Source organism: Siphonobacter curvatus (assembly GCF_002943425.1).
GTDB classification, from domain to species: Bacteria; Bacteroidota; Bacteroidia; order Cytophagales; family Spirosomataceae; genus Siphonobacter; species Siphonobacter curvatus.
The window spans coordinates 131,071-145,853 of record NZ_PTRA01000001.1 but is presented as its reverse complement, the minus strand read 5'-3'; the positions used below and the strand labels follow the sequence as shown (position 1 = coordinate 145,853).

Genomic DNA, 14,783 nt, shown 5'->3' with positions numbered 1-14,783 from the left:
GACTTACCTAGTACTTTTTATCGACTAATGCCTTGAGTTTAAAGTGAAAGTTCTTGCTTAAAAGGCAAAAGCCTGAAGTTTACCTTTGTTTCTCCCTACGAACAAACGGTACTTCTGCTGTACGCTTACCAAGGTAAAGCCACGAACCTGTCCGTTGAAAAAGCCTTTGCCCGCGTGATGCTCTTTGAAAATTAGGGAAGAGTCTTGAACCAGCAGGGTTCCTCGACTTGCATCCAGACGACCTCTAGTGGGAGGCATACCCCAAAGGTTTCCACCCAGCAAAATATCGGGTTTACCGTCTTTCGTAAAATCGTGAATGGCAATGGCAAATACGGGACTTTGTTGAGCCACCGACGGTAGCGGTCGTAAGGTGAAATTACCTCGCCCTTCATTGATGAGCACCGACGATCGGAATTCAACCGCTTTTTTCTCCAGCGTACCTCGCCGTTGGGCATTAGTAATAAGCTGATGGAAAGATTTTTCAGCAAATGCACTGTTTGAAGGAAAAGGCGAATTCCAGCCGGGTAGCTGTTGTTTCCATTCATCTTTCGTATCCAGCGGGTATTGCTCACCATCCCTTTCAGCCAATGTCAGTAAGGCATCGATGCTGTTATTACGGTCAAAATCGTTGATTTGCAAGTACAAGGGTCTCTCATAGGAAGCTTTGTACTCGGAGTTTAGCCCCCAGTTCCCCACCACAAAATCCATATCCCCATCGCCGTCCAGATCGGCCTTTTGCAGAGCCGTCCACCAGCCTTCTGAGTTTGGAATCGTCTGGTTGTGCGAATACGTAAACTTACCCCTCCGGTTATAAAAAATCGTAATGGGCATCCACTCCCCTACAACGACCAGATCGGGCATTCCATCCGAATCCAAATCCTGCCAGGTGGCATCCGTCACCAGTCCGATTCGGCTGAGTATTTCGGGTGTATCTTCTTTGAACACCCCTTTTTCATTCCGAAACAGATAACTTTTGGGAGTGACGCCGTACGATCCTGGTACACTCCGGGCACCGACGAACAGGTCCAGATCGCCATCTTTATCAAAATCCGCCGCTGCCAGACACGAAGCATTGAGTGATACCGTAGGCATCTGATTAGTAGCCAGTGTAAAGTTTCCTTTTCCATCATTCAGGTACAATCGAACCCAGGAGCTATCGGCGGATTGGTTTCCACCCGAGGCTACTACTAAATCCAAGTCCTTGTCGCCTTCCACATCAAGAAAAAGAGCTGCTACTTCTTCCCGGTACTGATTTTCCAGAAAAGCGGGTTGATTACTAGGGAGAAACGTACCCTTTGAGGTTTGCAAAAGTAATTGTCCGGCCTGTCCCTGCACACCCGTTAGAAAAACGTCAATGAGTCCGTCTCCATTCACATCACCCTGGGCTAGTTTAGGGCCTTCTTTTGATAAGGTACGGGGCAGGTACGGCTGGCTCAATAGATCATCAAAAGAATCTTCCTGATGGCGGATTTCCTTCGGAAAGAGTTCTGCAGTAACGTCCGTTAACATCCGGTTCGTTTTCGGTACGGTTGAGCCCACTTTATCCCGGGCTTCGCTAGCCTCCATAACCAGTGTCTGATTCGCCGTTACGGCCCGTAGCACTTGCATTTTAAAACCCGGCCAATAGACTACGATGGAATCGGCCTGTTGGGCCGAGCCTAATCCCACCTGCAAAATAGGCTCCTGACTCGACTGGTACCCCTGATTGGGCTGTAAACTAAATTTTTGCTGTAACTCACCCGTAAACACCCGGATTTCGGCTCCGTAGCCAAAGGGATTGCCCGCAGGACCTTTAAACTTGATTTTCAGCGACTGTATTTTTTGTGCTTCGTCGAAATCGTTGCGGTACAGACTGGCGGGTTTGCCCATCTGATTAATGATCAAATCCAGATCACCGTCGTTATCTACATCAGCATAAGCAGCTCCGTTTGAAAAACTGGGTTCACCCAAACCCAGTCGAATGGCCTGATTTTCAAAGGCAAAATCTTTTTGATTCAGGAAAGCGAAACTCGACTGCGTGACAGAGGGCATCATCCGAAGCAGTGTTTTCAGGGAAAGCCGACTGCCGGCTTTAGAAAGCTTTTCGAGAAAATCGAGATTACGCGTATCCCGCATCAGTCCATTAGGGACAAAGAGATCTTTCCAGCCATCGGTATCCAAATCCAGAATCAACCCACTATGACTGACATCGGTAGCCGCCACACCCGACAGCCAAGCCCGCTCGGAAAATTGTCCTTCATTCCGTTGCAGCGTATTGTGACCTACCGTCGGCAAAGCCCGCTGATTGTTGCCGAATCGTGCCTGCGTACGGCGACGGATGGCATCGTCTGAGAGTACGGACGCGGTAAAGAGATCGGTATAGGCATCGTTATCCAAATCGGCGGCGGCTAGCCCCAGACTTCGCTCGGGCGTATGAGCAAAGGGATACGTTTCTGCAAATGATCCTTTCTGCTGATTGATATAGCTTACGTCGTTTTCAGGAAAATCCCGCGAAAGAGCGACGTCTGGCCACTGATCTCCGTTGAAATCGGCGACAGCGATACCCGTGCTGAAGCGTGCCGAGCGAAACCCTGCTTTCTCAGAAACGTCTATAAAAACTCCCTTTTCATTCTGATACAGTCGATCTGGGCCATTAGGCCATTCCTTCGTAGAATCCGGACTCGCCTGAAAATTATTCGCAACCAGACAATCGAGATCGCCATCCAGATCATAATCAAAGAAAACGGCCTGTACAGCCTGCCGTTCGTTCTGTAAACCTAGCTGCTGAGCCTGTTCCGTGAAAATGGGAACGCCCTGATCACTCAATGTTCCGGAATGAATAAACAATTCGTTTCGGGCATTTGCTCCAAAATGACAGACGTACAAATCGAGCCAGCCATCAGCGTTCACATCCGCCAGCGATACCCCCGCACTCCACTGACCATTACCAGTAAGACCTGCTGCTTCGGTTACGTCCTCAAACCGCCAGCCGCCCCGGTTAAGGTACAAGCGGTTTTTTCCGTCACTGGCCGTGAAGAAAAGATCGGGTAAACCATCATTGTTCAAGTCTCCGGCTCCCACGCCACCCGCACCTAACAGGCGTTCGGCCAGACGCAGGAAGTTTTCCTGACGGGCCGAATCGGCGGGAAAATCCAGATACAGGCTATCCAGGCGGGGAAGTTGATTCCGGAAATCAAGCCCCGTAGCCGCGGTGGAAAGATGAACGAATACGGGATTTTCGGGAGCAACGTACGCCGGCTTCCGTTCCGAGCGTTGACAAGCAACGAGGAACACCAGCAAACATCCGAAAATCCAGTACTTCATGCGTAATCGGGAGAGAAAGGTTAGAAACGGCGAATTTACCATTCGCCGCTCAATAAGACATAAAAAATCAGAGGTCATCCCTTAGAAATGCCGGAAACCGCTACCGGGGCCCGTACCTTCGTAAATGAACCTCTAGTTTCGCATTCTTTTCCACAGCGTATGAACATTTTACTCGCTCCTGATAAGTTTCGCGGTTCCTTAACAGCTACTAAAGCCTGTCAGGCGATGACGGAAGGCATTCGGGAAGCGTATCCTGAAGCCCATATTGTAGCTCTTCCGCTCTCGGATGGCGGGGAAGGCTTTCTGGAAACCCTGGTCGAAGCTACGCAGGGAACGTACCATGAAGTAAGCTGTCATGACCCGCTCATGCGACCGATTACAGCCCGCTGGGGGGAATCGGGTGATGGGACGACGGCTTTCATTGAAATGGCTACGGCTTCCGGACTAGCCTTACTACAACCCGAGGAATATCAGGCTAGCCAGACCACCACTTACGGTACCGGTGAACTGATGCGGGCCGCCATGGTTTCGGGTATCAAAAAGCTGGTACTGGGCATTGGCGGCTCCGCTACTACTGATGGCGGCATCGGCATGGCCCAGGCCCTAGGCTGGAACTTTTGCGATTCCGATGGTCGAACAATGCCGCCCGTGGGAGCTTCCTTACCCTCTATCCATAGTATTCACCCACCCGAACAGCCCGCGTACGCAGGTGTAGAAATTGTTGTAGCTTCAGACGTTACAGCTCCACTTTTCGGTCCCGAAGGAGCGGCCTTTGTCTATAGTCCACAAAAAGGAGCCGGTACCCAGGAAGTTGAAAATCTGGATGCGGGATTGCAGCACCTTGCCGGGGTAGTTTCCCGTACCAGCGTTGGCATAAGTTCTTTAGAAAACAAGCCGGGAGCGGGTGCTGCGGGTGGTCTGGGCTTTGGGTTGATGGCTTTTTGCGGAGCCCACTTACGGCCCGGTGCAGAACTGGTAATGGAACTTGTGGGCCTGGATTTATTGTTAAAAAAGGCTGAGCTCATCCTTACCGGCGAGGGAAAGCTGGATACACAAAGCCTGCAGGGCAAACTCATCGGGCGGCTTTGCGATAAGGCCAAGCCCCGGAATATTCCCGTACTCGCTCTATGTGGAACGCTGGCCGCCCCACCCACGGAATTACGAAAGCTGGGCCTCAGTTATGCAACGTCCATCCTAACTGGACCCGTTGATTTACCCACGGCTTTACGTACGGCATATGAACGATTGCGAGAAGCGAGTTTCTGGGCCATTCACTGGTATGTGACTCAAAAAAAATGAAGCGTTATGGCATTTGATTATAAACAGGAATTAACGAGAATCCCGCACCAGCCGGGTGTATACCGCTATTTTGATGAGGAGGGAACCGTAATCTACGTGGGTAAAGCCAAAGATTTGCGGAACCGGGTAAGCAGTTATTTCCAGAATTCCCGTGATCACGACCGGAAAACCAAACGGCTGGTTTCATATATCCGCAAGATTGAGTTTACGATTGTTCCTACGGAATTCGACGCCCTGCTGCTCGAAAACTCCCTGATTAAGCAGTATCAGCCTCGCTTCAATATTCTGTTGCGAGATGATAAAATGTACCCCTTCATCTGCATTACCAACGAGCGTTTTCCCCGCGTGATTACCATGCGTCGGGTGGATCGTAAGCTGGGCACGTTCTTCGGACCCTACGCCAATGTGAAGGCCATGCACAGTCTGCTAGAAATGTTTGGGCAGCTCTATCCCATCCGTACCTGTAGCTACGCTCTTACGCAAGCCAATATTGATAATCGGAAATTTAAAGTTTGTCTGGAGTATCACATTGGCCGGTGTAAGGGCCCCTGTGAGGGACTGGAAACGGAAGAAGCCTATAATCGCAAAATTGAGCAGATCAAGCAGATTCTAAAGGGTAATCTACAGATCCCCCGGCAGTTTCTACAGGAACAAATGACCGATGCCGCCCAGCGACTGGACTTTGAAGAGGCTCAGGAGTGGAAAGAAAAATTGGAGTTGTTTGAGAACTTCCAGAGCCGGAGTACGGTCGTAAACCCCAACATTGGTAACGTAGACGTTTGTACCATCGTTTCGGATGAGACGACGGCCTTTCTCAATTTCATGCGGGTGGTTAATGGCTTCATCAGTCAGACGCATACGTTCGAAGTCAAAAAGAAACTCGACGAAACTGACGAGGACATTATGACCATGTGGGCCTGGGAATTACGGACGCAGTACGGTTCGGAAGCGAAGGAAATCATTACCAATCTACCTTTATCGCTTGAATTAAAAGGACTGACCAACACCGTACCTCAGATCGGCGATAAGCGAAAGCTCATGGAAGTTTCGCTAAAAAATGTGCTGTTCTTCCGCAAAGAAAAGTCTGATCGAAAAGTGGCTGAAGACACCGCAGGCAATCCCAAAATGCGGGTACTGATGACGCTGAAGAATGACTTGCAGCTTAAAACTATACCCCGGCACATCGAATGTTTCGATAACTCCAACATTCAGGGCACAAACCCGGTATCGGCCATGGTGTGCTTTATGGACGGTTTGCCTTCTAAAAAAGATTATCGCCACTTTATTCCCAAAACGGTAGAAGGGCCGAATGACTTTGCTACGATGAAAGAAGTCGTAGGTCGTCGCTATGCCCGTTTACTGGAAGAAGGTTTGTCCTTACCGGATCTGATTATCGTCGATGGTGGTAAGGGGCAATTATCGGCCGCGTGCGAGGCTTTGAAAGAGCTTAAACTTTATGGCCAAGTACCCATTGTAGGTATTGCCAAACGGCTGGAAGAAATTTATTTCCCCGAAGACCCGATCCCGCTTTACATCGACAAGCGTTCCGAAAGTCTCAAGCTCATCCAGCGACTCCGGGATGAGGCTCACCGCTTCGGCATCACCCATCACCGGGATCGCCGTAGCAAAGCCTTTTTGGTTAGTGAGCTGGAAGAAATCGAGGGAATTGGCAAGATAACGGCCGCCAAACTGCTCAAGTATTTTAAAACCATGAAAGCCGTACGGGAGGCTTCGTTTGAAGAGATTGAAAAAGTGATGGGAAAAGACAAAGCTCAGAAAATCAGAAGCTACTTTGAAACGGCAAAAGCGTAGTACACTCAAAACACTGAGGGCTATCCAAGCAAAATCCTTCCACGGGAGGCTTAAAGCTTTTGAAACTCATTTTTAGAGTTGACTTTTGTCATATCTGGTGGAGAGAAGTGATTGTAATTTTGGTATATCAAATTGATAATCACTATGGTACGCACAGAAATCAACTCACAATATCAGCATTCTTCCGCTACGCTAAGCCAACCCGCTAGCTCTTCGCTCTGGAACCGTTTTATGGCTTTCTGCGAAGGTCAGGAAGCTGAAAACCACTGGCTCTGGGCCGGAGCAACCATTGGTATTCAAGGCTGTATATTAACGCCCCTACTGCTCTGGACCATCAGTCATTTCGGGCTCAATGATGCTTATTTGCTCGTCGCCGTTACTTCTATTTTCGGCGTCGTTGTTCCTAATCTTTCGGCATTATCGACCAAGGTTATTCTGCCGATCTTTTTAACCAGTCTGCTCGTCCACGTGACGATTATTCTTGGTACGCTTGCAACGTCTTTATAATCCATTCCGTAGGTAAAAAATCCACCGCTGATTGGCGGTGGATTTTTTTTATGACTTAAGAAAAAGCCCCTTTGCTCAGCAAAGGGGCTAAATAGTTTAGAGAAAAGCAGGATTAGTTGCGTTGTCCACCCGGACGGCCTCCACCCGGACGATTACCTCCCGGCGTACCGTTCTGCGGCTGCTGGTTCTGGGGCTGACCGCCACCGTCTCCTTCTCCACCGCTCTTAATATCGTCATTGTTTACACCCTTACCCCGACGGCGTTGCGGTTGATCGAAGCTCATCTTGCCGATTCGGTAGCTGAACGTCACCCGTACGCCGGTGTTATAAAGCGTATTCACACTCCGTTGACTAAAGGCCGGCGAATCAAAGCTGTTGCGTACCTTGAAACCATTGAAATTGAGGAAGTTCTCTAAACCTAAGCCTAGACTGGCCTTTTTGTCCTTGAATTCTTTCCGTACGCCCAGGTTGTAGAAGGCCATTCCACCCTGCGTTCCCTGTAGCTGAATCTGGCGGCCCCGAATAAAACCAAAACCCTGTACTGCCCAGCTATTTTTAAGGCTAATCGAGAGGTTGAAACGACCACTTACGTTGAAACCTGAATTGGACGCCCGTAACGTAGTATTGCTACCGTTGCTCAGCATCGAGTACATAATGTCCGTACCACCACCAACTGAAATCTTAGGGGTAATACTGACGTTCCCGAATACGTTAACCCCAACGACTTCCTGCTTTCCAATGTTACTCGAAGTAGTTACAATAGCATCGGCAGCCACGCCTTCAAGTACTGAGTTCAGTACTGTTCCATAAGCAGTTCCTTCGAAGACTTGTTTGATGTCCCGCACGTTAGAACGTACTTGCTCAATTGAATTACCCGTATGCCGGTAGAAACCCGTAAAGTTCAGGTACGTTTTATTGATAGACGTACTATACGACATTTCTACGTTGTCAGTTAATTCCGGACGCAAGTATGGGTTTCCTAAACTGACGTTGACTGGGTTGGCAATGTTTACGTTCGGGTTCAGCGATTGAATACCGGGCCGCTGCAAACGCAGGTTGTACCCCCATTTCAGCGTACCCGCTCCAATGGACTTAGAGATATTGATACTAGGGACTAAGTTGTTATAATCTGGAATATCCAGTGAACTGAAGCCTACTTTGAAATCGGCATTAATGAAAGTACGTTCGTATCGTGCACCTGCTTTGAAGTACCATTTATTTTTAGTGGACAACTGGTAGGTTGCATAACCCGCCATTACATTCTGATCGTAATTCAGCTGGTTGTTTGTCCGGGTCGTATCGGTGATGAAAGCTCCATTTTCACCGGGGGCGACGAAGTATTTGTAATCACTTTGTACCTGACGGAAAATGCTTTTCCCACCGAATTCTACCAGTTGCGTTTTTCCAATCGGGGTCTGATAATCGACTTGGATGGTGGTTTCCTGGTTATAGCTTTCGTTATCGTTTTTCTGACGACTTCCAATCGTTCCTTCGCCGTCCATTAATTCGGCTAGGTAATTATTCGTACGATTATTCCGGCTAAACTGACCCGAAATACTCAGTTCTTGTTGAGGCTTAAAGGTCTTGGTATAGTCAATATTGGCATCTACGGTATTAGAAAAATCTTTGGTATCAATATGTCGGGCATCGCTACCCGTCATTACACCACCCCGATAGCGACCGGTTACCAGATCCTGCGTATTGTTTCCGTTTCGGGTTCCGAAGCTTATATTTCCGTTTAATGAAGCCGTTTTGGAAATGTCATAATCCATACCCAATGAATAGCGGCCGAATAAATTCTGGTTCATCCCGGTTGACGTTTGATTCGTCAGGGTTTGAACACCTTCAACGATACTCGTCTGATCGTTGACGTTTTTATTCTTTACATTATAGCTGGCCCGGCCAAAACCATTCAGCGAAAAGCCAAGTTTGCCCCGACGGTAGTTTCCGTTCAAGCCTAAATTAGCTCCGCGGTTACCCACGCCCGAGTCAATGTTCAGCGTAAGTCCTTGAAGCGTATTTTTCTTCGTGATAATATTGATGATCCCGCCGGAACCCTCTGCGTCGTATTTAGCCGAAGGTGACGTAATGACTTCGACGCTCTTGATCATTTCGGAAGGAATCAGCTTAAGGGCATCTGCTACACTTTGAGCAACAATGGTTGAAGGCTTACCATTGATAAGCACGCGTACGTTCGAACTTCCACGTAATTGAACGTTTCCGTCCAAATCCACGGATAGCATCGGAACTTTCCGTAAGATGTCACCCGCATCGCCCCCTTTCGCCGTAATATCTTTTTCTGCGTTGTAGACCATGCGATCTACTTTCTCTTCAATCAATTCACGTTGGCCAGTTACCGTTACTTCCTGAAGAGTACGGGTAGAAGCTGAAAGTTTGATTACGCCCAAATCAAGGTCTTCGCCTTTTTTGACGACTACGTTATCAACCGTTTTAGCCGTATAACCAATGAAGGTGATCAGCAGTTTGTAGTTTCCTTCGGCCACGCGATTCAAAGTAAATTTACCTTTGTCGTCCGCTACCGTACCATCGACGGGTTTATTCGTTGCCTTACTGTACAAGGCTACACTCGCAAATTCTACGGCTTTCGTTAACGCCGAATCCACTACGAATCCCGAAACCTTAGAATTACCCTTCGGACTCGTATCCATATCAGTACCAGGAATAGCCTTGGGCTGGCCTCCCGGAGCAGCAGGAAACTGAGCAAAAGCCGTCCCCAAGGAAAGCATAGCAAAAAGGAAAAATAAATATTTAATCATGGCTCGTTTAAAGAACAGATTCATGCGTGTGGAGCCCCAAATGGGAAAATAGGTTTGTGTTGTAACGAATTGGAAAGCGTACTTAGAAGTTAGCGTATGCTATAGATACTCTATTCAAAATTGAATGAAACATTCGAATCCAAGAGGGAAATTCGACGAAAACGGTTTCTTCGGAGATCAAGATTTTTGACTTATTTCAAGAGATAACCTTGACTATCAAATCCTAGCATTTATTCCAATTGTACAAAAACAAAAAGTGTAGCGACGAATGGCAAAAATGTATCGGCGTGCAGAAGATGGACTTGAAGCTTTAATTTAAAATCCCTCATACTAATTTATTTATTGGAGCAACTTGTACTTCATCTTTGTATTCGGGCGTTTTCAAAAAACGAAATCACCAATGGATGGAATGCGTATACGTTACCTGCTAATCAGTTTTGTTCTTTCACTGCCCGCCGCCCAAGCTCAACAACGAGCTCAGTATAGCCAATACATGTTAAATCCGCTGGTATTAAATCCCGCCGTCAGTGGTCTGGAAGATTTCATAGACCTAAAGGCGGGCTATCGAAATCAATGGGCAGGTTGGCAGGGAGCCCCTAAAACGTTTTATCTAACGGCTCATGGAGCCCTTAACAAAGCAGATCGCACGAGTACGTTGCCCGTTCGCGATCCTTATGGTCGGCCGTATCAACGAAGTCGTGTTTTCCCTTCACAGCCCGCCGCACCTTCCCATCATGGCGTGGGAGCTACCCTGCTTCGCGATGAAACGGGACCTAGTTCACGTACTAGTTTACAAGTGAGCTACGCTTTACATCTACCACTTACGAACCGGATAAAAGTAGCTACCGGCGTCAGTATGGGTTTTACGCAACATACGCTCGATTTTGATTTGCTTCACGTACTGGAGCCTAATGACCCCGTCATTCAGCAGGGAAAGCTAAACACGTTTGTACCGGAACTCAATGCCGGGGTGCTTCTATATGATCCTAATTTTTACGTTGGCTTTTCTGCTAGTCAGCTTTTCTTCAAAAAACTGGATTATGGGCAAACCGGAACGTCTGACTACGAATGGCTGGGACGCCTGTATAACCACTACTTTCTTACGGCTGGTTATCGTTTCGAATTAGATCCGGACTGGGCCTTAGTTCCTTCGGTACTGGTCAAGTCCGTACGGCCCCTATCCCTTTCTTTCGACATTAACGCCAAGATTTCCTACCAGGATCGAATTTGGATGGGTCTTTCGTACCGACATCAGGATGCCATTGTCGGTTTGATAGGATTCAATGTTAATTACAAACTTAACATTGGCTATTCGTATGATTTCACCCAGTCTTCGGTACGCACGGTATCTCGCGGAACGCATGAGATTGTCGTTGGGCTAATGTTCAATAACCGTCAACGTCTGGTTTGCCCTCGTATCTTCTAAACGTAAAAAGTCCGCCGGTTTCCCAGCGGACTTTTCAGTAAGCTTTTGACTCTATCCTAGTATTCCCACAAGTTGTGTTCCCACTCCATGAGTTTGTACTCCAACTGCTGAGCCTTAACCAGACCTTCTTTTTCGCCTCCATAAATTTGAGACAAGTAAGCATTTTTGGAATTTGATTGCTTCAGAATCCGAGAAGAGAACAACCGCAAATCAAAGGCATCGGCCATATTGAGGTGTTTCGCGTTATTCTGATTGTTATACCAGATAAATTTCTTCGGATTACTGCGGAAATACTGATCCACATCTTTGTAACGGAATGAAGCCACTTCACGATCCAGACCCGTAGAAGTTTTCGCCGCTGGGATAATCAATGTAATGGATTTCATGTCGTAGTACTGACGTGAGCGACGCTTGTCGAATACATAGTCCTCTTTTAATTCCAAGACCGTAATATCCGTAGGGAAATACTCGTAAGCCGAATTATCATCAGCATACGAGGGCTGATCGAAACCACTGGTATCTTTCTTAGCACCCGTAGTACCTCCCCAGCCGTCATCTACGCCACCGGCTGCCGGAGCAGCAGGCTTTTTCGTATCTTTCTTCTTTGCACTATCGCCCCAACCATCATCGCCAGCTGGAGCTGGATCACCAAAACCAGCGGCTTTTTCTTCGTCTGAAAGCCCGGCACCCGTACCTTCCATGCGAAGGTTCGTCTGGAATTGTTCGGGTGTTAGTTCCGTAACTAAAGAATCATTTTTGTAAGCCTTCAGTACGCCTGCTTTCATCCCATCGATTAGATAGCGAGTAATCTCGTTATTCGTCGAAAAGAAAGGCTGATTTTGGGTTTCCTGGAGGTCCATTCGACGCCAAAGCGTCGTTTTATACATAATATCTTCGTCATCAATGGGTCGCAAAGATTCAGAAGCACGGTTCCGTTCCGCCATTGCCGTCCGCTGATCGTTCATCGGAGCACGTTGCTCGGCTCCCAGTACCCGGGGTTGGGTATTGGTTGGAGCTGCCTGCAAGTTGGCTGGGGGAGCCTGCTCGGGCATGGGTGTTGGCTCCTGAGCATAGACCGATCCTGCCACTACCAGTGACAAGGTTAGTCCCGCAAATCCTCTCAATTTCGTCATGGCAAAATGTGTTTTTTCCATTAGTTCAACGGCACAGTAATAGGTTCATTAATCGTAGTGCTTGAAACTTTTCCTTGGAAATTCTGACGTTGGTACCCTTTTACTTCAATTACGTAACGATCGCCTGCTTGAGCAGCAGCTGCCAAGGAAGCAATATTTCCCTGACTCACTGGACCAGCCACTCGTTTTGATCCACGGGCTAGTGAAATTTGTACATCATTCACCCGGAACTTGGCATCTTCAGGATTTGAAGCCGCGAAATCTTCATCCGCAATGGCCCGAACTTCCAATACCCGAAGCTGGCTGGCTGGAACACCTTTCCGCACATCCAACTTCTGTCCATTACCAAACGGAACTAATTGCGGAGCTGGTACACGACGAACATTAAATTTTTCAACGCCGAGTGTAGTACCCATGTTATTCACGTTCAGACTTACTTGGCGATTGTTGGGTACAATCGTTACTTTACCTTGGCTACCTGCAATCGTTTCGGCTCCTTGAGCACTGAAAGAAGGATTCCACATCGCTCCCATCTGCGGACTTACGAATTGCAAACGGTTGGCACAACCCAGATATAACGGAGGCAAAGAAGCCGATTGAATACTATATGAAGGCTTCGCTACAAAGTATTCACCCGTCACGGTAAACGTTTTCATTGCTCCTGTAGGATCTGGATAGTTTACCGTAGCCGTATAGGATTTCTTAGCTAAACCGTCCGGGCCATATGCACCACCCTGAGCCGTAAACTGAATCTGACCGCGACCATCTTTCATGGGTACAGCCGCTCCGTTAAAGCTCATACGAGGCGTAATAGCACTAGACGTAGCCGCTACATACATTTCTGCTTCGTACTTCATCCCTGCTACAACCGTGCTGGACTTTGCAGAAATGACTGGGAAGATCTTGTCAAACTTGATCTCTTTCAAACCCACTTTGGCAGCCAACTGATCGAGTACGGTGTTTTCGTAACGCAAAACTTCAGCTTGCTTCTGGCTCAATACTGCCAAAGCCGCGGGAACTGGCGTTTGAGCAAAGTTCATTTCAGCGAAATCTTTATTCCGTTGCTCTGCACTTTTACTCGCGATCGGATCATCCTTTGCATCTAAAGCCAGCGGAGAGAACTGAGTACCCTTGTCTGCATAGGCTTGTAAGTCCGTTACATACTTGTTAAGCTGATTCTTAAGGTTGTAAGCTTTACCGCTTCCACCCGTTCCAACCATCAGCATGGCAACTTGTTCTTCTTCTTTCGCGTTTTTCAGGTTACCCTGCTCGTCAAATCCACCACTTTTTTCAATGATCTGTGATTTTAATGCATCCAGTTCATTGTACATAGCCGTAGAAAGTTTCCGAACCGCATCAGCTTTCTGAATGACATCCGCGTAAAGACTTCCGCTTTCTGCTGCTTTATCCTTAATTCCTTTTACTGACTGTTGGTTTGTAATACTTGCGGTACTGTTAGCCGTTTCAAGGCTTCGGTTCAACAAAATGAATTTATCAATCAAAGCCGAACTCACCTGCAAGGCCAGCATTGCTGTCAGTACCAGGTACATCATCCCGATCATTCGCTGCCGGGGTGTTTCATTGGCACCTGCCATATGTTTTTATTAGTTTTTCAGTGTCAGAAAAAAATGAGTAACCAGAGTCGGTTCATGAACTGGTTATTGTACGCCTTTCATGGCCGACAACATACCGCCGTAAATGTTATTGAGCGACTGTAAGTTGTTGGTCAGGCGGCCCATTTCATTCTTGAATTGCTGAGCATCTTTAGAAGCTTCCTGCATGTTATCCATGGCTGAAGCCAGATTACCGTAGAAAGCGTTCATCGCCTTCAGGTGTTTCTGGGTATCCTGCAGTTCTAATTCGTACACTGCGTTAAGAGCACCCATCGTTTGCGTAATCTGTTGGAATTTCACGCGGTATTCTTTCGCATCCATCGTTGCACTAGCCATATCAGACATGGCCGAAACAGCCGTTCCGTAAGACTTGTTCATTTCTTGCAAAGAGCCCGCAGCGATTTTTACGTTTTTAGCGTATTCGTTCGTAGCTACCGTAGCGTCCGTGATCTGGCCTAATTTGCCAACGGTATCCGTTAGGCTACGTAAACCCGTACCTAGACTATTAAACACGTCAGGGGATACCTTGGCATTAGCCAGCATATCGTCCATCTTGGCCATCAGACCCAAGTTAGGAGAAGCCGCTACTGCGGGAGCAGCACTACGCGTGGGTAACTCTCCTTTGTAATTATCATCTAATTCAGGATATACTTTTTCCCACTGGTAATCAGCGGTAGGAGCTACGAATTGCTGTAAAGCAAACAAAAGGAAAATAACGGCTTCCGTACCCATACCGATGGTCAGCATTTCATCGGCTCCAGGGCGGTGCTGAATTTTAAAAAGAGCCCCCAAGATTACAACAGCGGCCCCAACACTATAAACTACAGGAAGAATTTTGTCGAAGAAGACGTTACGTTTCGCCGCCATGAGTAAATAAAAAGGTTTAAACGTGAAAAGGACTGGATTAGATGGTA

The 14,783-nt window shown here is 47.6% G+C and carries 9 protein-coding genes; 4 read left to right on the top strand and 5 right to left on the bottom strand.

Going from position 1 to position 14,783, the window contains the following annotated elements; genetic code table 11:
• Positions 1-57: 57 nt before the first annotated feature.
• Positions 58-3,303: a VCBS repeat-containing protein gene (locus C5O19_RS00560; protein WP_165795905.1), complete on the bottom strand. Its 3,246-nt coding sequence runs from the start codon at positions 3,301-3,303 to the stop codon at positions 58-60.
• Positions 3,304-3,462: 159 nt separating this feature from the next.
• On the opposite strand from C5O19_RS00560, the gene C5O19_RS00555 reads away from it, so the two are divergent.
• The 3 genes from C5O19_RS00555 (at position 3,463) to C5O19_RS00545 (ending at position 6,921) form a co-directional block, all read left to right on the top strand.
• A complete protein-coding gene (locus C5O19_RS00555; RefSeq protein ID WP_104713767.1) occupies positions 3,463-4,602 on the top strand; it encodes a glycerate kinase in 1,140 nt (379 codons plus the stop codon).
• A gap of 6 nt (positions 4,603-4,608) precedes the next feature.
• Entirely contained in the window at positions 4,609-6,414 is a 1,806-nt protein-coding gene (gene uvrC, locus C5O19_RS00550; RefSeq protein ID WP_104709453.1) for an excinuclease ABC subunit UvrC, read from the top strand.
• A 144-nt stretch (positions 6,415-6,558) separates the two neighbouring features.
• Entirely contained in the window at positions 6,559-6,921 is a 363-nt protein-coding gene (locus C5O19_RS00545; RefSeq protein ID WP_133163282.1) for a hypothetical protein, read from the top strand.
• Positions 6,922-7,033: 112 nt separating this feature from the next.
• Here the strand turns inward: C5O19_RS00545 and C5O19_RS00540 are convergent, their stop codons facing one another.
• Positions 7,034-9,721: a TonB-dependent receptor domain-containing protein gene (locus C5O19_RS00540; protein ID WP_243406293.1), complete on the bottom strand. Its 2,688-nt coding sequence runs from the start codon at positions 9,719-9,721 to the stop codon at positions 7,034-7,036.
• A 385-nt stretch (positions 9,722-10,106) separates the two neighbouring features.
• Between C5O19_RS00540 and C5O19_RS00535 the strand changes: the two genes are divergently transcribed.
• On the top strand, positions 10,107-11,123 hold the full coding sequence (locus C5O19_RS00535) for a PorP/SprF family type IX secretion system membrane protein (protein ID WP_165795904.1): 1,017 nt from the start codon (positions 10,107-10,109) through the stop codon (positions 11,121-11,123).
• A 56-nt stretch (positions 11,124-11,179) separates the two neighbouring features.
• Here the strand turns inward: C5O19_RS00535 and porN are convergent, their stop codons facing one another.
• The 3 genes from porN to porL all read right to left on the bottom strand — a co-directional run bounded on the left by porN (position 11,180) and on the right by porL (position 14,736).
• Positions 11,180-12,256 (bottom strand): type IX secretion system ring subunit PorN/GldN, encoded by a 1,077-nt coding sequence (gene porN, locus C5O19_RS00530; RefSeq protein ID WP_165795903.1) that lies wholly within the window; start codon positions 12,254-12,256, stop codon positions 11,180-11,182.
• 20 nt (positions 12,257-12,276) lie between these two features.
• A complete protein-coding gene (gene porM, locus C5O19_RS00525; RefSeq protein WP_104709449.1) occupies positions 12,277-13,851 on the bottom strand; it encodes a type IX secretion system motor protein PorM/GldM in 1,575 nt (524 codons plus the stop codon).
• A gap of 63 nt (positions 13,852-13,914) precedes the next feature.
• The gene (porL, locus tag C5O19_RS00520; RefSeq protein WP_104709448.1) at positions 13,915-14,736 is read right to left on the bottom strand and encodes a type IX secretion system motor protein PorL/GldL; all 822 of its coding nucleotides are present in this window, start codon (positions 14,734-14,736) and stop codon (positions 13,915-13,917) included.
• Between the last annotated feature and the right edge of the window lie 47 nt (positions 14,737-14,783).

Bases quoted from the DNA above. Each gene is read 5' to 3' on its own strand.
- C5O19_RS00540 (WP_243406293.1), bottom strand. From the start codon at position 9,721: ATGAATCTGTTCTTTAAACGAGCCATGATTAAATATTTATTTTTCCTT.
- uvrC (WP_104709453.1), top strand. From the start codon at position 4,609: ATGGCATTTGATTATAAACAGGAATTAACGAGAATCCCGCACCAGCCG.
- C5O19_RS00535 (WP_165795904.1), top strand. From the start codon at position 10,107: ATGCGTATACGTTACCTGCTAATCAGTTTTGTTCTTTCACTGCCCGCC.
- C5O19_RS00555 (WP_104713767.1), top strand. From the start codon at position 3,463: ATGAACATTTTACTCGCTCCTGATAAGTTTCGCGGTTCCTTAACAGCT.
- porM (WP_104709449.1), bottom strand. From the start codon at position 13,851: ATGGCAGGTGCCAATGAAACACCCCGGCAGCGAATGATCGGGATGATG.
- porN (WP_165795903.1), bottom strand. From the start codon at position 12,256: ATGACGAAATTGAGAGGATTTGCGGGACTAACCTTGTCACTGGTAGTG.
- C5O19_RS00545 (WP_133163282.1), top strand. From the start codon at position 6,559: ATGGTACGCACAGAAATCAACTCACAATATCAGCATTCTTCCGCTACG.
- porL (WP_104709448.1), bottom strand. From the start codon at position 14,736: ATGGCGGCGAAACGTAACGTCTTCTTCGACAAAATTCTTCCTGTAGTT.
- C5O19_RS00560 (WP_165795905.1), bottom strand. From the start codon at position 3,303: ATGAAGTACTGGATTTTCGGATGTTTGCTGGTGTTCCTCGTTGCTTGT.